At 71.3% G+C, this 17,717-nt stretch carries 20 protein-coding genes; 8 read left to right on the top strand and 12 right to left on the bottom strand.

Annotation, left to right across the window (positions count from 1 at the left end; all coding sequences use genetic code 11):
- Nucleotides 1-18 precede the first annotated feature (18 nt).
- On the bottom strand, nucleotides 19-762 hold the full coding sequence (locus KY661_RS19355) for a hypothetical protein (protein WP_225411606.1): 744 nt from the start codon (nucleotides 760-762) through the stop codon (nucleotides 19-21).
- A gap of 192 nt (nucleotides 763-954) precedes the next feature.
- On the opposite strand from KY661_RS19355, the gene KY661_RS19350 reads away from it, so the two are divergent.
- Nucleotides 955-2,316, top strand: coding sequence for a DUF6271 family protein (locus tag KY661_RS19350; protein ID WP_225411605.1), 1,362 nt, complete (start codon nucleotides 955-957; stop codon nucleotides 2,314-2,316).
- A 54-nt stretch (nucleotides 2,317-2,370) separates the two neighbouring features.
- Here KY661_RS19350 and KY661_RS19345 read toward each other — a convergent pair whose 3' ends face one another.
- A complete protein-coding gene (locus tag KY661_RS19345) occupies nucleotides 2,371-2,679 on the bottom strand; it encodes a hypothetical protein (protein WP_225411604.1) in 309 nt (102 codons plus the stop codon).
- Nucleotides 2,680-2,817: 138 nt separating this feature from the next.
- On the bottom strand, nucleotides 2,818-3,819 hold the full coding sequence (locus KY661_RS19340) for a hypothetical protein (protein ID WP_225411603.1): 1,002 nt from the start codon (nucleotides 3,817-3,819) through the stop codon (nucleotides 2,818-2,820).
- Between the two features lie 16 nt (nucleotides 3,820-3,835).
- Between KY661_RS19340 and KY661_RS19335 the strand changes: the two genes are divergently transcribed.
- Complete coding sequence (locus tag KY661_RS19335; RefSeq protein WP_093520245.1) at nucleotides 3,836-4,204, top strand: DUF962 domain-containing protein; 369 nt, start codon at nucleotides 3,836-3,838, stop codon at nucleotides 4,202-4,204.
- Here KY661_RS19335 and msrA read toward each other — a convergent pair.
- Nucleotides 4,201-4,854 carry a peptide-methionine (S)-S-oxide reductase MsrA gene (gene msrA, locus KY661_RS19330; RefSeq protein ID WP_225411602.1) on the bottom strand — a complete coding sequence of 218 codons (654 nt, stop codon included), beginning with the start codon at nucleotides 4,852-4,854 and terminating at the stop codon, nucleotides 4,201-4,203. The two genes, KY661_RS19335 and msrA, sit on opposite strands and share 4 nt — an antisense overlap.
- Nucleotides 4,855-4,919: 65 nt before the next feature.
- Here msrA and KY661_RS19325 point away from each other — a divergent pair, with 65 nt between their 5' ends.
- The 3 genes from KY661_RS19325 to KY661_RS19315 all read left to right on the top strand — a co-directional run bounded on the left by KY661_RS19325 (nucleotide 4,920) and on the right by KY661_RS19315 (nucleotide 7,950).
- Complete coding sequence (locus KY661_RS19325) at nucleotides 4,920-6,572, top strand: M20/M25/M40 family metallo-hydrolase (RefSeq protein WP_225411601.1); 1,653 nt, start codon at nucleotides 4,920-4,922, stop codon at nucleotides 6,570-6,572.
- A gap of 32 nt (nucleotides 6,573-6,604) precedes the next feature.
- Nucleotides 6,605-7,564 carry an ornithine cyclodeaminase family protein gene (locus KY661_RS19320; protein WP_225411600.1) on the top strand — a complete coding sequence of 320 codons (960 nt, stop codon included), beginning with the start codon at nucleotides 6,605-6,607 and terminating at the stop codon, nucleotides 7,562-7,564.
- 89 nt (nucleotides 7,565-7,653) lie between these two features.
- Nucleotides 7,654-7,950: a YgaP-like transmembrane domain gene (locus tag KY661_RS19315; RefSeq protein WP_225411599.1), complete on the top strand. Its 297-nt coding sequence runs from the start codon at nucleotides 7,654-7,656 to the stop codon at nucleotides 7,948-7,950.
- A 24-nt stretch (nucleotides 7,951-7,974) separates the two neighbouring features.
- Here KY661_RS19315 and KY661_RS19310 read toward each other — a convergent pair whose 3' ends face one another.
- Complete coding sequence (locus KY661_RS19310) at nucleotides 7,975-8,655, bottom strand: hypothetical protein (RefSeq protein WP_225411598.1); 681 nt, start codon at nucleotides 8,653-8,655, stop codon at nucleotides 7,975-7,977.
- A 54-nt stretch (nucleotides 8,656-8,709) separates the two neighbouring features.
- Entirely contained in the window at nucleotides 8,710-9,627 is a 918-nt protein-coding gene (locus KY661_RS19305; protein WP_225411597.1) for an NmrA/HSCARG family protein, read from the bottom strand.
- A 209-nt stretch (nucleotides 9,628-9,836) separates the two neighbouring features.
- Here KY661_RS19305 and KY661_RS19300 point away from each other — a divergent pair, with 209 nt between their 5' ends.
- Nucleotides 9,837-10,442 carry a hypothetical protein gene (locus tag KY661_RS19300; protein WP_225411596.1) on the top strand — a complete coding sequence of 202 codons (606 nt, stop codon included), beginning with the start codon at nucleotides 9,837-9,839 and terminating at the stop codon, nucleotides 10,440-10,442.
- A gap of 7 nt (nucleotides 10,443-10,449) precedes the next feature.
- On the opposite strand, the gene KY661_RS19295 is transcribed toward KY661_RS19300, so the two are convergent.
- The 6 genes from KY661_RS19295 to KY661_RS19270 form a co-directional block, all read right to left on the bottom strand.
- Nucleotides 10,450-10,857 (bottom strand): DUF2203 domain-containing protein, encoded by a 408-nt coding sequence (locus KY661_RS19295; RefSeq protein WP_225411595.1) that lies wholly within the window; start codon nucleotides 10,855-10,857, stop codon nucleotides 10,450-10,452.
- A gap of 68 nt (nucleotides 10,858-10,925) precedes the next feature.
- A complete protein-coding gene (locus KY661_RS19290; RefSeq protein ID WP_225411594.1) occupies nucleotides 10,926-11,672 on the bottom strand; it encodes a hypothetical protein in 747 nt (248 codons plus the stop codon).
- 69 nt (nucleotides 11,673-11,741) lie between these two features.
- On the bottom strand, nucleotides 11,742-12,443 hold the full coding sequence (locus KY661_RS19285; protein ID WP_225411593.1) for a c-type cytochrome: 702 nt from the start codon (nucleotides 12,441-12,443) through the stop codon (nucleotides 11,742-11,744).
- Entirely contained in the window at nucleotides 12,440-13,687 is a 1,248-nt protein-coding gene (locus KY661_RS19280; protein ID WP_225411592.1) for a YncE family protein, read from the bottom strand. Before KY661_RS19280 ends, KY661_RS19285 begins: the two co-directional genes overlap by 4 nt.
- Nucleotides 13,684-14,313, bottom strand: coding sequence for a hypothetical protein (locus tag KY661_RS19275; protein WP_225411591.1), 630 nt, complete (start codon nucleotides 14,311-14,313; stop codon nucleotides 13,684-13,686). The genes KY661_RS19280 and KY661_RS19275 overlap by 4 nt, the downstream gene beginning before the upstream one ends.
- A 2-nt stretch (nucleotides 14,314-14,315) precedes the next feature.
- The gene (locus KY661_RS19270) at nucleotides 14,316-15,590 is read right to left on the bottom strand and encodes a WD40/YVTN/BNR-like repeat-containing protein (protein ID WP_225411590.1); all 1,275 of its coding nucleotides are present in this window, start codon (nucleotides 15,588-15,590) and stop codon (nucleotides 14,316-14,318) included.
- Nucleotides 15,591-15,673: 83 nt separating this feature from the next.
- On the opposite strand from KY661_RS19270, the gene KY661_RS19265 reads away from it, so the two are divergent.
- Nucleotides 15,674-16,351: a class I SAM-dependent methyltransferase gene (locus KY661_RS19265; protein ID WP_225411589.1), complete on the top strand. Its 678-nt coding sequence runs from the start codon at nucleotides 15,674-15,676 to the stop codon at nucleotides 16,349-16,351.
- 125 nt (nucleotides 16,352-16,476) lie between these two features.
- A complete protein-coding gene (locus KY661_RS19260) occupies nucleotides 16,477-17,715 on the top strand; it encodes a cyclic nucleotide-binding domain-containing protein (RefSeq protein ID WP_398577209.1) in 1,239 nt (412 codons plus the stop codon).
- Nucleotides 17,716-17,717: the final 2 nt, after the last annotated feature.

Raw genomic sequence — 17,717 nt, 5'->3', positions numbered from 1 at the left:
CCTATATCGCGGACTCCGTCAGGCCGCCGTGTCTTCCTCGGAGGCCCCATCCTGGGGGCGCCAGCCCGGGTTCCGGAGGAGGAACGCGCCCAGGCCGAGGAACGGGGCGGGGGCCAGCGCGTACAGGCCCAGCATCGTGGTCAGCCCTTCATAGAGGCCGCCGGGGGACCGGAGATCTTCGAGGATCAGCCCGCCACCGAGGAGGAACAGGCCCGCGCTCAGCAGCCCCATCAGCACCACCCCCGCCTTGTGCAGTCCGCGGGACTCGACCGCTCCCCCAAACAGCGCGAGCGCGCAGGGCACCGCCATCAAGAGGCCGATGGGACCGAACACGAGCCCGGGGACGCTGCCGATCATGGACAGGATGATGCCCAGCGTCGAGAGACCGCGCGCTTCCGTGCCGGGCGAGGTGGAGGACTTCCGGCCCCGGGCCTCCAAGGCCTCGGGAGGAATCTCCAGGGCGTAGGGGTGGCCCAGCTCCATCAGGCCCCCCACCGCGGCGGCCTGCACGCTTCGGCCCTTGCGGCCCTTCATGGAGCACAGGCGGCGGGAGTTGAGCAGGGACAGCAGGAAGTCGGCCCGCTCCCGGGGGGATTCGTCGTCCGCGAGAGGGCGCTCCAGCCCCGTGATCAGCTCATCCACGTCCTTCCGCTCCGCCCCTGGGGCGCTCACCTTTTCCCGCAGCCAGGAGAGTGCCACGGGCGCGGCGCCCTCCTCGGAGGTGTGGTCGGGAAGGGGCTGCGGTGGGCGGATGCGTTCCATGGAGGGACAGTCTACACGAGCCCCCTGGAGGCCCGGCAGCCCCCGGACCTCCACCGGTGTGTGTGTCCCACGGCTGTCTTCAGTGTGGGAGGCAAGTGAAGCTTACTGAGCAGGCATGGCAGACGAAGGTCGCAGGGCCGGTCCAGGCTGTCCATTGTCCGCCCGCCGAAGGGACAGAGGAGAGGACTGCACATGTTTGCCATCCCCACGAATCGCCTGGTGGACTCAGCCGCCCGGTCGATTCTTCGTGAAATGCACCTGATGCAGGCGTCGGGCGTGGATCCGGAGGAGCTGTTCATCCTCGACAACAGCACCGAGGAGATTTCCCGGCACAACGCCCGGGATCTGGCGCGGCTCCGCCGGGAGACGGGTTTGCCCATCCGGCATGTCACCTCCGGTGAGCAGCTTCAGTTGATCGACGCGCTGGCGCGGGTGACGGGGCAGGAGCGCGGCGTTCTGAGGGACTTGCTCTACCCGGAGCCCAACACGGGCGATTACGGCAAGGTCTTCAACCTGCTCTACCTGCTGGCGGCCGCGCATGGGCGGCGTGTCATTCACCGGAGGGACTCGGATTGCTCCACGGAGGGGCTCTCGCCGGAGCTGTACCCGGTCCTCGGCGAGCTGCGGTTCCTGGGCAAGACGCTGGAGCAGGCCCAGGCCGGGACGGATACAGTCGAGCGCCTGCCGGCTGCCTCGATGCGCAAGGAGATCCAGATCGCGGGCAGCGATTACCTTGGCCACTGGAACCTGGACCTCATGGACCTGGAGGCGCATCACGCCCAGGCTCTGCCGGCGCTGCTGAAGCTGTTGAGCGTGCCGCCGCAGCAGATTCCGGTCTACCTCCACGCCAAGTATCGCGGCCGCAACGAGGAGTACCGGCCGAGGCCGCTCCTGATTACCTGCGAGAGTGGCGCGGAGACGCCCGAAATCACGCCCTACTATCCGGAGTGCGGCAACCTGGCGATGAAGGACCTCTTCCGGAGGATTCCGAACTTCATCGGCGCTCGCTGCATTGGGTTCGACTACCACACCTACATCCTGGGGACGATGCTGGGCGTGCCCGCCGTCTACCATTGCAACAAGATCGTCCATGCGCACGATGAGGTCCGGCGGCGGCAGCGCGACTTGAAGGCGTACTGGACGGGGATCATCAAGCTGGCTGATTACAACCACTTCATCACGGCGGTGGGCCAGAGCGAGGCCTTCGCCCGCCTCGCGGCGATGAGCGCTCCAGAGGGCGCGGCGATTGCCGGCGTGCTCCGTGACTGCCAGGCAGAGCGGCCTTGGAAGGACCGCCTGGCGCTGATCGACCGTGTTGCCGAGGAGGTGTTGCTGCCCTCGGGAGAACCGGCTTATGCGGAGACGGCCCACTGGCTGAAGGCGCGCGGCGAGTCCTTGTTGGAGGAGCTCGACCAGGATTACCGCCGAAGCATCGCCCTGCAGCGGGAGTGGCCCGCATATATCCGGGGCGCGGATGCGCTCGCCCGGGCGGAGGTGCTCATGCGCATGCCCCTGGAGTCCCACTCCCGGGCCCAGGTTGTTTCCCGGAGGTGAGCCCGGCGGGAGGCCCCTGAAGGCTCAGGAACCTCCCGCACCGCCTGGGCTCAATTACATCTGGTAGCCGCAGCTCGGGGTCTCCGTATCGGAGGTCCACACGCAGCAGAACATCGTGTTCGAGCAGCAGCGGTTCGGAACCGGGGTGCAGCCATAGGAGGTCGGCTCCCCGGGCACGTAGGTGGGATGCTGCTGGTGCTGCGCCTGCGTGTAGTCCAGGCGCTCCTTCTCGGTGAGCTGCTGCTGCACCTCGCTGAGCGAGGCCATGCTCTCTGAGGACTCCTCCTGCACGCCCCCGCAGGCAACGGCGGACAGGGCGAGGAAGGCAGCGACGAGGCGGGCGGCGATGAACTGAGTCTTCATGGTGGGGGTCTCCAGGTACGGCATGCGCCGTGGGTTGAGCCGCCGTGAACAGCCTCGGCATCAGCCGAGGGTTCCGGCGGCCTCCCTAAAGACGGACCTGGGCGGCTTTGTTACCTCCGCACTTGCAATGGCGCGCGTTCAGCGCTCGTTCTGGCGTGCGTCCGTGGGGGCGTGGGGGTGCCGGGCCAGGAGCATGCGCAGTTGCGGCTGTTGCCTCACCGCGTCTTGCTTCAGCAGGTGGGCAATCAAGGCGGGCGGAGCCGCGGCCCACCGGGCGATGTTCTGGATGAGCAGCGAGGAGCGGTAGGGCCGCCCACACAGGAGCGAGGCCGTCTTGCCGTCCACGGGCAGGCCCGAGAGGGCCAGCAGGCAGCGGCCCTCCGTGTGGAGAATCAACTCCACCTTCTCCTCGGACGGGCCGCTGTTGAAGCGCTGGCGCAGCAGCTCCCGCGCCGTGCGGCGCGTGCCCTCGGGGATGTCCCGGTCCACCATCACCTTGTGCAGCTCCATCAGCCGCCGGGTGCTCCAGAGGCGCCGGAAAAGCCCGCCGGGCAACTGCGGGTTGCGCACCAGCCAGCGCCTCACTCCGCCATCCGCCGCGAAGGCCGCCTTCGCGCAGACCGCCTCCAGCCCCACCGGATGGCGGTGGTGGCGCACGATGAGGCGCGCGTGCCCGAGGCCCACCCGGGGGTTCTCCAGCACGGCCTTGATGACGGCGGGCACCGGGTCGAAGCAGAACGCGGACAGCTCGGGCTCCTGCGCGGCATGGGCGCGGGCCTGGCGCGTGTTCTCGTCCAGCGGGTGGAGCCGCGTCTCGAAGAGCTGCCGGTGGTTGGCCTGGGCTTCCAGGGGCTCCTCGTCCTCCGGGGCCTCGCTGGCCTCGGGAGGCTCCTGGGAGGGCGGGGGGGAAGCGGGCGGCGCCGCGGCGCGTTGTTCTGAAGGAGGCGGTTGGAGGGCGCCCTGCTCGACCAGCCGCTGGAGGATGGCCTGAAGGCGCTCGGGCGGCAGCCCGGTGAGCGCTGGCAGATGGCTGGCGGCCGTGCCACCATCCAGCCGCGAGAGCACGAAGCCCTCTTCGGCCGAGAGGAACAGGCGTTTGAGGTCCACCGCGAGGTTGGGCTTCGGGGTCCAGTCAACCATGAGGGAGAACGCTTCCATGTCCGAGCGCATCGCCACCTACGCCGAGTTCTGGCCGTTCTATCTGCGCGAACATTCGAAGCCTGTCACGCGCTGGCTGCACTTCGTGGGCACCTCGCTGGGGCTGGGCATCGCCACCGTCGCCGTGAGGTCCGGCCGGGGCGCGCTCATTCCCGCCGCCCTGGTGTGTGCCTATGGGCTCGCCTGGGTGGGCCACTTCGGCATCGAGAAGAACCGGCCCGCCACCTTCAAGTACCCCCTCTGGTCCTTCCTCTCCGACTTCCGGATGCTGGGGTTGATGGCGGTGGGCCAGCTCGGCCCCCACCTGGAGCGGGCCCAGGCGGGAGCGTCCCTGCCCCCCGCCCCGGCCGCGAGCAAGGCCGTCTAGGCGCGCGAGGCGCCCAGGCCCACGGGGCAGCTCACCCCGGTGCCGCCCAGCCCGCAGTACCCGTCCGGGTTCTTGGCCAGGTACTGCTGGTGGTAGTCCTCGGCGAAGTAGAACTCCGGCGCCGGGAGGACTTCCGTGGTGATGTCCCCGTACCCCGACGCCTTCAGCGCCTGCTGGTAGGCCTCGCGGCTCTGCTCGGCCGCGCGCTGCTGGGCCTCGTCCGTGGTGTAGATGCCCGAGCGGTACTGGGTGCCCACGTCGTTGCCCTGGCGCATGCCCTGCGTCGGATCATGGTTCTCCCAGAACACGCGCAGCAGCGTCTCGTAGCTCACCTTCGCCGGGTCGAACACGACGCGCACCACCTCGTTGTGGCCCGTCATCCCCGAGCACACCTCGCGGTAGGTGGGGTTGGGCGTGGGGCCCGCCGCGTAGCCCACCGACGTGCTGTACACGCCCGGCGTCTGCCAGAACTTCTTCTCCGCGCCCCAGAAGCACCCCAGGCCGAACACCGCCACCTGGAAGCCCGCGGGCACCGCCTTCAGCGGCGTGCCCAGCACGAAGTGCTTGTCGGGGACGGGCATCGGCTCGGCGCGGCCCGGAAGCGCCTCGGCGGGCGAGGGAATCTTCAGCTTCTTCGTCGATAGGAACATGCCCCAGTGTTAGCCACCTGGAGGCCGGTTTTCATCCTCTTGGTATGGGGTACGGTGCAGGCGTCATGCTTCGCGCCCCCCTCTGGTCCGCCCTCCTCTTGCTTTGGCCCACCTTCGCGCTCGCGGAGTCCAAGGACAGGCCCCCGGTCGACTGCAAGCGCTCCGGCCCCAAGCGGGCCGTGCCGTTCTCCGCCGAAGCCTTGCCCGGCAGGCCCCTCTCCGAGCGGTATGCCGAGTACGTGGGCACGTGTGGGCAGGAGGACGTGGTGGCCTTGACGCAGCAGCTCGTCCGCTTCAAGACGGTGAGCCGCGAGCAGCCCCCCGCGAAGAGCCCCGGCACCGCCGCCCTGGGGCGCTTCCTGAAGAAGTGGGCCCAGGCCCATGGCTTCGCGTTCCGGGCCGTGGGCAACCAGGACGTGTTCGAGCTGTCCTGGGGCGAGGGGGCGCCGCACCTGGGCTTTCTCGTCCACGCGGACGTGGCCCCCGCGGCCCCCCGGGCGTGGCGGCATGAGCCGTTTGATCCCCAGGTGATGGACGGAAAGCTCTATGGCCGGGGCGTCAGCGACGGCAAGGGCCCGCTGGCCACGGCGCTCGTCGCGCTCGCCATGGCCCAGGAGATGGGCCTGAAGCCGTGGAAGGGCCGGGTGCTCCTCATCATCGGCAATGGCCGGACGAGCGATTGGAAGGGGATGGAGCAGTACGTCCGCACCCAGCCCCTGCCCCCCCATGTCATCTCCCTGGATGCGGAGTATCCCGTCGTGGTGGCCCAGTCCGGCTTCGCCGTGCTGAACCTGGAGGCCTCCCTGCGCCCCCGGGAGGGGGCGAGCTCCGGGCGGCTGATGGCCGTGGATGCCTCCGCTGGCGAGGCGCTCACCGAGGTGCCCGCGTCCGCCTCGCTGGAGCTGGTGCCCGCGGCGGGGACCTCCTCCGAGCAGGGGCTGGCCCTCGTCCAGAAGGCCCTGGAGGCGGTCCGCCGGGAGCGGCCCACGCTCGACGCCGAGGCGAAGCTCCGGCGGGTGCCAGGGGTGGCCACGGGCTCGCGCATCGTCCTGTCGGCCCGGGGGCGGGCGGCGCCCTCGGCCACGCCCGAGCGCGGGCACAACGCGCTCTGGGATCTGGCGGCCATCGCCGGGCAGCTCCCCCTGTCGGAGAACGGGCTCACGGAGGTGCTGCGGACCACCGTGCGCCGGCTGGATGGGGACCACTCCGGGGAGCGGCTGGGCATCGCCGGGCAGGACACGCTCATGGGGCCGCTCATCGTCGCCCCCACGCTGCTGCGGGTGAAGGACGGGAAGGTGTCCCTGTCGCTGCACATGCACCGGCCCCGGAGCGAGGAGGGGACCGACGACTTCCACACGGCGCTCGACCATGCCGTGGCGCTCATCACCCAGGAGACGGATGGCTGGGTGACGGAGGGCCCGGGGCGCTCCGTGGGCGAGCCCCATGTGGCGAAGCCCGCCGGGGCGCTCGTCACGAAGCTGCTGGAGGTCTACAAGCTCCAGCGCGGGAGGGGAGAGAGCGTCAAGCCCGTGTCCTTCCGGGGAGAGACCTATGCCCGGCTGTTTCCCGGCGGGGTGGACTTTGGTCCCCGGCTGCCCGGCGAGCCCCACCGGGGCCAGTCTCCGGATGAGTTCATCTCCCTGGAGCATCTAGCGCTGAACACCCGGATGCTCGCCGCGGCCCTGCAGGCCCTGGTCTTCTCGCCGAATGCCCCCTGAGCGCGCCGCCGCCCGGGTAGGGTGCAGGACCGATGAGCACTCTTCTGCTTCGCCATTCGGATGTGGTCCGCAACCTCCAGTCCCTCACCCTGCTGTCGGACCTGCGGGAGGCGTTCCGCACGGATGCCCTCGCGCGCACGGTGGCCCCCCAGTGGGCCCGGGCCCTCTTGCACGCCGAAGGCTCCACCAGCGTGCTCTTCCCGGGGAGCCTTCCCGGCGTGCCCGCCTACAGCGTGAAGGTCCAGGCCCGGTTCTCTCCTCCGGGCTCCTCCGTCCAGAGCGTGCTCCAGCTGCATGATCTCGCCTCCGGGGGGCTGCTGGCCCTCATGGACTCGGCGCACCTGACCCATGTGCGCGATGGCGTGCTGGGCGCCCTGGCCGCGGACGTCCTCGCCCGGCCCGAGGCCAGCCGCGTGGCGTTCCTTGGCGCGGGCCCACAGGCCGCGCTCCATCTCAAGTCCCTGCGGCTGGTGCGCACCCTGCGCCAGGCGTTCGTGTACGACCCGGACGTCACGCTCGCCGCCGCGTTCGCCTCGCGCATGTACCAGCAGCTGTCCCTGCCGGTCCGGATGGCGGGCTCCGTGCAGGAGGCCGTGGAGGAGGCGGACCTCGTCGTGGTGATGAATGCCAGCCGCCTGTCCGCGCTTCAGCCCGAGCTGCTGCGGCCGGGCATGCACGTCACCGTGCTGAGCACCGAGGAGTCCGGCAAGGTGGAGCTCGCGCCGGCGCTGGTGCGGCGCACCACCTTTGTCTGCGACCACCGGGGACAGGCCCTGTCCGGGGGCCTGGGCAGCGCGGGCCTCTCCGAGGAGTCCATCCACGCGGAGCTGGGGGAGATCATCGCGGGGCTGCGGCCCGGGCGCACCTCGCCCGAGCAGCTCACCCTCTTCGCGGGCGTGGGCCTGCCCTTCCAGGACCTGGCGGCCGCCTGGCACATCTACCAGGCGGCGCTGGGGGACGAGGATGTGCAGCGGCTCGATTTCGGCACGTGAGGTGGGCAAGCAGCCAGGCCTCGGCGCCGGGGCGTTACCGCTGGCCGGTGCTCCGGACAGGTCCCATCCTCCCCGCTGGGAGGTAGCGCATGCTTCTGGTCGGGTTCATGGCGACGCGCACGGGACGCTGGGTCCGCATCCTCGCGGGCACGGGAATGATGGTGGGAGGCCTCGCCTCGGGCTCTCCCAAGGGCGCGGCGCTGGCGCTCGCCGGGCTCGGCTCCCTCGTCTCCGGGGCGATGGACGTGTGCGTGACGGCCGCCCTGTTCGGGCACTCCATCCGCGGCGCGGACATCCGGCGGCGCCTGGGCATCAAGGACGAGGAGCCGCTCATCGGCCGGCCGCCCCCCCGCCCGTCTGCCCGCGCCATCATGTACCTGCACTGAGGGCCGGCGGCCCTCCGCGCGGGCTCAGCGCACCTCGAAGGGGATGCCCAGCTCGCCGAACTTCTCCCCCGTCTCCGCGTCCACGAGCCGCGCCTGCAGGGTGACCTGGCGCTCCCGCTCGGTGATGCCCTGGAAGTACAGGAACCCGGAGATGCTGCCGCCCGGCGCCAGCGTGCCCTCCGGAAGGGCCTGCTTGAGCATGTCCTGGGTGGGCAGCGGCTCCTCGCACGCGACGCTGGGGGCGTAGTACGGCGAGTAGAAGGGGCCATAGAAGGGCCCCATGCCCCAGGGCCGCCGCCAGCCCAGCGGGCCACGCCAGCCCCACGTGTTGTGCCAGTAGAGCGGATCCATGGCGGCCACGCAGCGGGTCCGCGAGCTGCCATCGTCCTTCAGGCTCGAGGGCGCCATCGCCGTGTACTGGAAGCGCGAGCCGCCCAGCAGATCAAACTGCTCGTAGCGGATGCGCAGGGGGCGCTCCCCCCGGTTCTCCAGCCGCACCTCCACCGGCGTCAGCCGCCGCTCCAGGTTGCCGGGACGGCCCTTCCACGCCGACGCGTCCGCCACGAGCCGGATGCCCGCTTGCTCGGTGACGGCGGCGGCGGGCTCCTGCGCGAGCGCCTGGGCCTCGGGGCTGGGCCGAAGTTGGGCCTTCGGAATGCAGCCCACGAACACCACTGAAGTCAGGACACCCCACCACGCACGCATGAGACACTTCCTCCTGGGGAAATGAATACTCACCTCACGCGTCCGGCGCTGGCCTCAGTGGGTGGGGGGAGCGCTGGACTCTTCGAGGTAGGACGGTGACGCCTCGGACAGGAAGCGCCAGTCCTGGCCCCGGGCCCACTCCTCGAAGGTGTGCCACCCCACCTCCGGAAACGCGTGGCGCAGGGTGAGGATGTCCGCGTGGTAGCCCACCCGGCCCAGCCACTCGTACATCCGGGCCATGTCGTCGCTCTCCTCCTGGAGGAAGCCGAGCGGCAGCTGCTGGTAGTGGAGCCGGTGGCCGCTCGCGTACGAGAGCAGGTCGGTGGCCTGCTGGCCCGTCACCTCGTCCGAGGCGATCTCGATGCGCTGGCCGGTGAATTCCTCGGGGTCCATGAGGACCAGGGTGGCGAAGGCGGCCAGGTCCTGCACGCTCACCATCTGCAGGCCCACGGTGGGCGGCAGCCCCAGGCCCAGGATTCCGGAGGACAGCCCGTGGCGGAACATCGGGCCCGTGAAGTTCTCCATGAAGAAGGTGGGGCCCAGGATGGTGTAGGGCACGCGCGAGTGGCGCAGGTAGTGCTCCACCTCGTGCTTGCTGTCGAAGTGCGGCACGCCGGTGAGGCGGTCCGCGCCGGCCACCGAGGAGTAGACGAAGTGCTTCACCCCCGCGCGCCGGGCCGCGTCCACCAGGTGGGCCCCGTGGCGCACCTCGGTCTCGGTCCCCCGCTCGAAGGGCGTGGCCATGGCGTAGACGGACGTGACGCCCCGGGCCGCCTGCTCCAAGGAGTTCAGGTCATCGAAGTCGCCGATCACCAGCTGCGCGCCCTGCTTGTGCAGGGCCTTCGCGGCGGGCGAGTCCGCATCCCGGGTGAGGGCCACGACGCGGTGTCCGCGCTCCAGGAGATGGCGCGCCACCGCGCCCCCCTGCTGGCCGGTGGCCCCCGTCACCAGAACTGAAAGATGCGATTCCATGTGGTTCCTCCCCAATCCCTGTCCCGTAAGTTGGACTCGCCGTGTCATCGTCGCGAGCACATGGCCTGTGCCCGGGTGGAGGGCAGCCAGGCGGCGCGGAGGGGTGGGCCGGGCCCCTTGCCCGCGCCGTCCACCGTGCAACGGAAAGGGGGCCGGCGGCGGCTTCTGGGCGTGGCAAGGCCCGTGGGCCATGCCATGGTCGTTTCCCTATGAGCAAGCGTGACAAGCCGCCCTCCTCCGAGCTGACCGCGGCCGCCGAAGCCCTGGAGGCCCAGTTGCGCCGCTTCGAGTCGCTGTCGGACCAGTTCCGCCGCTCGCCGTTGAACTCGGAGAAGAGCCTGGAGCGCGCCTCCAAGCTGCTCCGGGACGTGGCCGAGCAGGATGGGGTGCTCAACGCGAGCGTGAGCGCGCTGGTGGCCGCGGTGGCCAGGACGCGCGACCGCCAGCAGCAGGAGGCCGACTCCGTCAACGCGCACGCCCTGCACCTGCAGGAGCGCGCCGAGCTGTTCAAGTCGCTGCTGGAGCGCTACGGCGCCCTGGGCCAGAGCGCTGCGGAGCTCAACCAGCGGATGCAGGAGTTCGCCGTGCAGCGCGCCCAGGCGCAGGGCGAGGAGCACAACGCCGCGCTGCACCAGGCCCTGGAGGGGCTCCAGGAGCGCATGGGGCAGGTGGCGGAGGAGGCCCGGGCCGTCGTCGAGCAGGCCGAGACGCAGGACTTCGCCGACGTGGGCCGGCAGGCCGAGTCCCTGCGCCAGCAGATTCTTTCGGCGCGCAACAAGCTGGGGCTCCTGCGCAAGGGCATCGGCACCCCGTGAGGCGCGCTCAGCTCAGGTAGGTGGGGGCGAAGGCCTCGGGGTCCTCGATGCGCTGGCGCCCCGCGAAGCCCGTGTCCAGCTCGTGCCAGTGGCCCACGGCCGTCTCGCCGTAGCGCCAGCACAGGTAGACGGTGCGTCCGCCCAGCAGGGCATGGAAGTCCACCAGCCCATCGGCGGTCTTCACCTCGATGCCCATCTCCTGGAGGGGGTGGAGCTCGGTGCGGATCTGCTCGAGCAGCTGGGAGTGCTGCTCCTGAAGTGTCTCCGTGAAGGCATCGCGCTTGCCCTGGCTCTTCAAGGCCTCCAGCTCCTTGGAGAGCTCCTGCGCGCGCGAGACCCATGGCCGGACCTTCTCGAAGGTCCGGGTGAGCAGGGGCACCACCCTGTTCGCCTCATCCACGCCGAAGTAGCGCATGCCCGCCCAGCATGCATTGGCCTGCCCCCGGGACGCCAAGGGACGTGGGTACAGGGGCCCCCGGAGGTTCAACTCCTCAACAGCGAGCGCAGGTGCTCGCGCTGCCACCGTTGGGCGGCCTCCATCAGGGGGAAGGCCCGCTCGCGCTCGTGGAACTCCGGCGGGTGCGCCCCCCCGGCTTCCGCGGGAAACAGCTGGTGCAGCATGGCGTGGAACACCACCGCCTCCACCACGAAGGCCGGCACGTGGGGTTGATCCAACGCCGGGTGCACGCGCACCTCCCTCAGCCGGGCGTCGTACCCCGCCAGCAGGATGGTCTTCCGCCGCTTCTGGCCCGGGCGCCGGGCCCAGCCGATGTCCGCCTGGAGACGCCCGTCGAAGTAGGTGGTGTTCAGGCGCTGGTAGATGGCGCGCAGGTCGAAGCACCGGCCGCGCGCCTTCAGCGGGGCGCCGGGCTGGCGCGTGCGCCGCACCTGCGTCTGGTGCTGCCGGGCATGGTCCTCCAGCCGGTAGCGGGCGCCCGCATCGCCCCGCACGAAGTCCGCCATGGCCTGCACCACGGCCTCGGGCGCGTCCAGGAAGAGGTGGTGGGCGCGCAGCCGCACCGCCTGCGCGTGGCGGCGGAAGCTGATCAACGTGGCGCGGTTGTCGGTGAGCGTGAGGTGGACCGGAGCGCCCAGCCGCTCCGAGAGCTGGCGGGCGAGCCGGGCTGCCTGAGGGAAGGACTCGGCGCGCGAGGGCAGCTTCCGGGACTCCAGCGGGGGGAGTTCCGGCACGTCGAAGAGCGTGAGCTGCGTGCCCGGCGGCGAGCTCATGGGCTTCAGGTTAAGCGGGATGACCGCCCTTTCACAGCCCCTGGGGCCGCGAGCGTTCACGGCCCCCCACTACAGCTCCAGGAAGGCAAGCAGCGCCCCCAGGTCCTCGTCCGAGAGGGCCTCCAGGCTGTAAGGCGGCATGTTGCCGCCCACGCCGAAGAACTGGCCGTGGCGGACCTTCTCGATGACGACGAGGGACTTGGGCACGCCCGGAAACAGGGCGTCGTAGTCCCGCACCACCTCGGGGAGCACGGAGGCCAGCTCCGTGAGGCGCCCCCGGCCGGTGTGGGGCTCGCCGTGGCAGTCCTGGCAGGCGGCGCGGTAGACCTCGGCGCCCCGGCTCACCGTGCCGCGTGGCACCTCCTGGATGTCCTTCACCACGGTGAAGGGCAGCGCGGGGGCCCACGGGTCCGGGCTGATGCGCACGAGGTACTCGTAGAGCGCCCGGGACTTCGGCTCCTCGGGCGTCAGCGGGCTCACGCCGCGCATGAAGTGCACGTAGCAGAAGTTCACCGCGTCCAGGAGCTGGGTCTCGTAGCCGCCCCACCAGCTCAGCCGGAACGCGGCGTTGTGCAGGGTGTGGCCTGCCAGCACCCGTCCCGCCGGGGGCGTGGGCGTGGTGGCGTGGCACGTGGCGCACGAGAAGCGGTTGTACTGGCTCTCCGAGAGCCGGGCGTCCTGGAACAGCGCCTCGCCGAAGTCCGCCGCCGGCTCGGTGGACTCGCCGCAGCCCACGGTCAGCAGCCCTATCAGCAGCGCAGCCCCCCTCATGGCGTTCCCCGGAGGAGGGCCACCGAGTCCGGGAAGATGCCCACCTCCACCGTCTTCACCACCTTCTCCTCCCGGAGGTCCACCACGTGCAGCGTGCCGGGGCCCTCATGGTCGCCCTCGCAGACGACGAGCCCGAGCTCGCCCCCGGGCAGCAGCTCCACCTGGTGGGCGTTGAGGCACCCGCTGGGGGCCAGGGGAATCTCGCGCAGCACGGTCCCTGTGGCGGGGTCCACGAGCGCGAGCGCGTCCTCCCGCTGGTAGGGCATATAAAGGAGGTTCCCGTCCGCGCGGAAGGCGCCGAACAGCGGCGGCCCGCCGAGGTAGACGGTGCGCGAGGGGTCCACGGTGAGCGTCTCCGGATCCAGGTACTGCACCGAGCGGCTCCGCAGGGAGCTGATCCACACCCCGCCCGTGGTGGGGGAGACGGTGAGCGCGTAGGGCTCGTGTCTCGGGGCAATGGCGGAGCCCGCGTTGGCGGCGACCTTCACCCGCGTGACGGGGTGGTCCGGGGACACCAGGTCCACCACGGCCACCTCGTCCGAGTAACAGGCGATGTACGCACGGCGGCCCTCCGGCGAGAGGCGGACCGCGTGGGGCGCGGGGCACACCGGCACCATGGCCTGGCGGCTCATCGTCTGGGTGTCGACGATGGCCAGGCGCGCGGACATCTCCTGCTCGGTGCCGCCCCGCTGGAACACCTCGGAGATGCGCAGCACGTCGAAGTGGGTCTGGTACAGCGTCCGGCCGTCGGGGCCGAGGATGAGGTCCCCGGGGTTGCGGTCCACGCGCACCGAGCCCACGAGCCGGTGGGTGCGCGCATCCATCTTCAGGCTGTAGCCATCCACGGTGCCGGTGCCGTGCGAGCCGTGCGGCCCCTCGCCACTGCCTCCCTCCACGTAGTTGGAGATGCCCACGTAGTAGAAGGCGCCGTCCGGGGAGACGGCGGCGTGGTGCGGCCCCTCCAGCTCCACGGGGTTGAGCCCCACCGGGATGCGGGCCCGCTCGCCCCAGTCCGCCTCGCCCACGGTGTCCAGGTCCAGAAGGCTGAGCGTGTCCTCCTTGCTGTTGGTGATGAGGGCGCGCCCCAGCGGCCCTGGTGGCGGCAGGGGCGTGGCCGGGTGCCAGGGCGCGCCGGTGCCGTAGTCCAGCTCGGGAATCACCAGCGGCCCCGAGCCGTCGTCCTGCTGGCAGGCGCCCAGCGCGAGCGAGGCGAGGAGCAGCCCTGCGCGGTGGAGGCGGCTCATGGGGTGGCGGCCTCCCGGCGGAACGTCCGGGGCGTCTCCTGGCGGAAGGGGCCTTCCATGATGCGGTTCTCCAGGAGGTAGGCGCTCGTCACCTGGAGCGAGAGGTCCTTCCCGGCCGCCGTGCCCATCGTCTTCCAGGAGCCGGCGTCCACCTGCCAGGCCAGCTCCGAGGTGAGCACGTTCACGGGGCACTGGCTGCCCGGCATCGTCACCTGCACCCAATAGATGTAGCCGGTGTAGGGCGGCAGGTGCGCCTCGGCGGTGGGAATCAGCAGGTTGCCCAGCCACGCGAGCGGCCCCGGCGTGCGGCGGGGATGGGCCTGAGCGTGGCGGACCGGCGAGGGGGGCACCGCCCGGGAGGAGATGGGCGGGGTCCAGGTGAAGCGGGGCGGGGCCGCATCGGCGGCGAAGGTCTGTCCCTCGGAGGGCGCGTCCACCGTCACCGCTTGCGAGGTGTCCTTGGGCTTCTTCGCCGCATCCGTCATCGTCATCCACGCCTCGTCCGTGGCGGAGCCGCCATAGAGCGGCTCACCGCACGCAGGGGTCTGGCTGTCCTCGCCGCAGGCGGAAGTGAGCAGCAGCAGCGACGCGCAGGCACTCCACAGAACGCGAACTTTCATCGTCATGGTCAGGGGCTCCAGGAAGTGCGCCGCCGGCGGGGCCGGAGCGCGGCGAGGGTCAGCAGCACCAGCGGAACGAGGGCGGGCCCGGCCGCGGCGCCGCACCCCTTCTTGGACGGTGTCTCGGGCAGAGGCTCGGGGAGGCCCGCGTCCGTGGGCGGAGGCTCGGGGGGCGGGGGAACGGGCGCGCCGAACAGCTCGGCAAGCTGGGGCCAGCGCTGCGGACAGGTCCGCTGGACCGGCGTCCCCTCGGCGCACTGGTGCGCGCCCTGAAGGGTGGAGAGTCCGAAGAGGGGCTCCCACGTGTTGCCCTCGTCCTGGCTGCGCGCCAGGGCCCAGGTGTGCACCCAGCTCGAGCCGCACGCGTACAGCGTGTCCCCCACCCGCGTGGCGCAGGCATTGCCCTCGGGGCGGGGCAGGAGGGCGGTGGGCTCGCCCTGCCGCGCGCGGTAGAGGTAGACGGGGGTCGCGGCCCACACGGTGTCGCCGTCCGCCGAGGCCTCCACGCCCACGAGCACGTCGGGGAGCTCCATCAGTGGCGTCAGCGTGGCGCCCCCATCCTGGCTCTCGAAGATGTGGGTGAGGCCCTGCGCGGACACCTGCACCCAGAGCCGGTCCGGGGACGCCTCGTTCACGCGCATCAGGATGAGGTTGTAGGGGCGCACGAGCTGGGAAAAGGGCTGCGGCAGCCGGGTCCACGTCTGCCCTCCGTCGTCGCTGCGCGACAGGAACATCTCCTGGCCCTGCTGGCCGGAGGCGTAGAGGCGGCGGGGCTGGGCGGGGGCCTGGTGGATGGCGGAGTAGCGGATGTCCGGGCTGGGCGGCAGCAGGGGCGTCCAGCTCGCGCCCCCATCCTCGGAGCGGTAGAGGCTGTTGCCGGTGGTGGGCCTTCCCGTGGAGACGAACATCTGGTGCTCGTCCGTGGGGTGCACGGCGAGGCCCGTGACCCAGGTCTCCTTGAAGAAGGGCTCGATGGCCCAGGTGCAGCCGTTATCCCTCGAGCGGACCAGGGCGCCGCCCGTCGCGGCCAGGATGTCGCCGCCCTTCAGCCAGAAGTAGCGCTCCGGCCGCCAGGCGCCAATCTCCATGCCCTCGGGGCAGATCCACCGCCACGACTGCCCGCTGTCGAGCGAGATGACGGCGCCGAACGAGGCCCCGACGAGCATGTGCTCCGGGTGCTCCCGGCGCAGGGTGACGTTGGAGGTCTCCGGCAATCCCAGGTGTGCCCAGGCGGAGAGTGCCGGGAGCACCAGCAGTCCCACCCAGGACAAGCGTGTCTTCATCGCGGAAGGCCCCCACCAACGACTGCCTCGACCCGCCGCGAGGATACCCCGAGAATGGCCGCCCGTCCCTTCAGGAGGAGTCCATGCCGAAAGCCTTCCCCGTCCCGCGTGCCGTCCCTGTGCTGATGATGCTCGCCGCGGGCGCCTGTGCCCATGCTCCCGCCGGGGAGCCCCACGCCGGCGGCATGCCCCACCGCTTCGAGAAGGCGGAGGTGTGGGCCGGGCGCTTCGAGGACCCGGAGCGGGAGGCGTGGCAGAAGCCGGACGAGGTCATCGCCGCGCTCGCGCTGCCCCCGGATGCGAAGGTGGCGGATCTCGGCTCGGCCACCGGCTACTTCGCCGTGCGGCTGGCGAAGGCCGTGCCGCAGGGGCGCGTGTTCGGCGTGGACATCGAGCCGGACATGGCGCGCTACCTGGGCGAGCGGGCCCAGCGCGAGGGGCTGGCCCACCTCATCCCGGTGCTCGGCGAGCCCGGGGACGCGAAGCTGCCCGAGCCGGTGGACCTGGTGCTGGTGGTGGACACCTACCATCACATCGAGGACCGGGTGGCGTACTTCCGCAAGCTCCGGGCCTCGCTCACGCCGCGGGGGCGCCTGGCCATCGTCGACTATCGCAAAGGCCATCCCGTGGGCCCGCCGGACGCGCACAAGTTGGCGCCGGAGCAGGTGCGCGAGGAACTGGAAGCCGCCGGCTACAGGCAAACGGCCTCACACGGCTTTCTTCCCCACCAGTACTTCCTCCTCTTCGCGCCCCCGTCCTGAGCCGGCCGCGGGCCGTGCCATGTCCTTCCGCGCGCGAAGGGCTGTGCTAGCTTGCTGCCCTGTTGGCCGATGTAGGTGTGTGGGTCAGATGGCCTCCGACCGTTCAGGACAGCGAGGGACTCGACATGGCGCATTCCGTGGCGGAGGTCGACATCTTGGAGAATGGGTCGGGGGTGGGCATGGCCGGTGGAAGCGCCTACCAGGTGGTCCAGTGGCTCGCCATGCGGGGCGAGGTGGACACGGCCGTGCAGCTCTATGAGGACCTGAGCGCCGCCCAGCGCGAGCGGCTGCTGCGCGAGGCCATGGCCGCCTCGGTCGAGGAGCGCAAGGGGCTGGTGGAGGTGCTGCGGCGGGCGCGGGACTTCAACGGCGCGGCGCGGCTGCTGCAAGGCAGCGGCTCGGAGGCGGAGGCCGCATCCTTATATGAGCAGGGCGGCAACCAGGTGGAGGCCGCGGAGGCCTACCTGCGCTCGGGGGACATTGCCCGGGCCGCCGAGGCGCTGGAGCGGGGCGGGGCCCTGGAGCGGGCGCTGGAGCTGTACCGGGGCCTGGGGGCGCGCGAGTCCATGGCGCAGTGCCTGGCGCGCCTGGGCCGGCCGCTGGAGGCCGCGGGGGTGTACCGCGAGCTGGGCAACGTGCACGCCGAGGTGGAGGCGCTGTGCGGCGTGCCGGTGGATGACTCGCGGCACCTGGACTCCGTGCTGCGCATCTGCACCCTGCTGGACCACGAAGGGCAGACGCGGCGGGCGCTGGCGCTGCTGGTGGACACCCTGCGGGGCTCGGAGGATGCGCGCTCGGATCCCGCGGTGCTCGCCGAGCAGGCGCGGCTGCTCAAGCGGGTGGGCCGGGACACGGAGGCCAACGAGGTGCTCGCGCGCCTGCCGGGCTCCAGCCCCCAGCCCTCCTCGGTGCCGCAGGTGGCCCGCCCGGCCTCGGCCACCAGTGGCTATGGCTACCTGAAGGCCATTCCCATCTTCGGCGAGCTGTCGCTCGACGACATGAAGGACCTGTACCGGGTGGCGCAGCAGGTGCTCATCCCCGAGGGGGCCACGGTGCTGGAGAAGGGCACGCAGGGCTCGGGCCTCTTCGTGCTGCTGGAGGGCACGGTGGACGTGTTCAGCGGCCCGGAGCAGGACGCCAAGCGGCTCAACACCCTGGGGCCCGGGGCGTACCTGGGCGAAATCTCCCTCATCCAGGATGGCCTCACCTCGGCGCAGGTGCGCGCGCGCACGGCGGTGCGGGCGCTGCGCATCACCCGGGCGGGCTTCCAGCACTACCTGGACACGCACGACGGGGCGGCGCTGCGCATCTACCGGCTCTTCACCCGGAACCTCGCGGCGCGCGTGCGCGCGCTCAGCACGTGAGG

The organism is Allostigmatella hybrida, assembly GCF_020103775.1.
Classification (GTDB): domain Bacteria; phylum Myxococcota; class Myxococcia; order Myxococcales; family Myxococcaceae; genus Hyalangium; species Hyalangium aurantiaca.
Note: the sequence above shows the minus strand (reverse complement) of the source record. Positions and strands in the feature narration are given on the sequence as shown.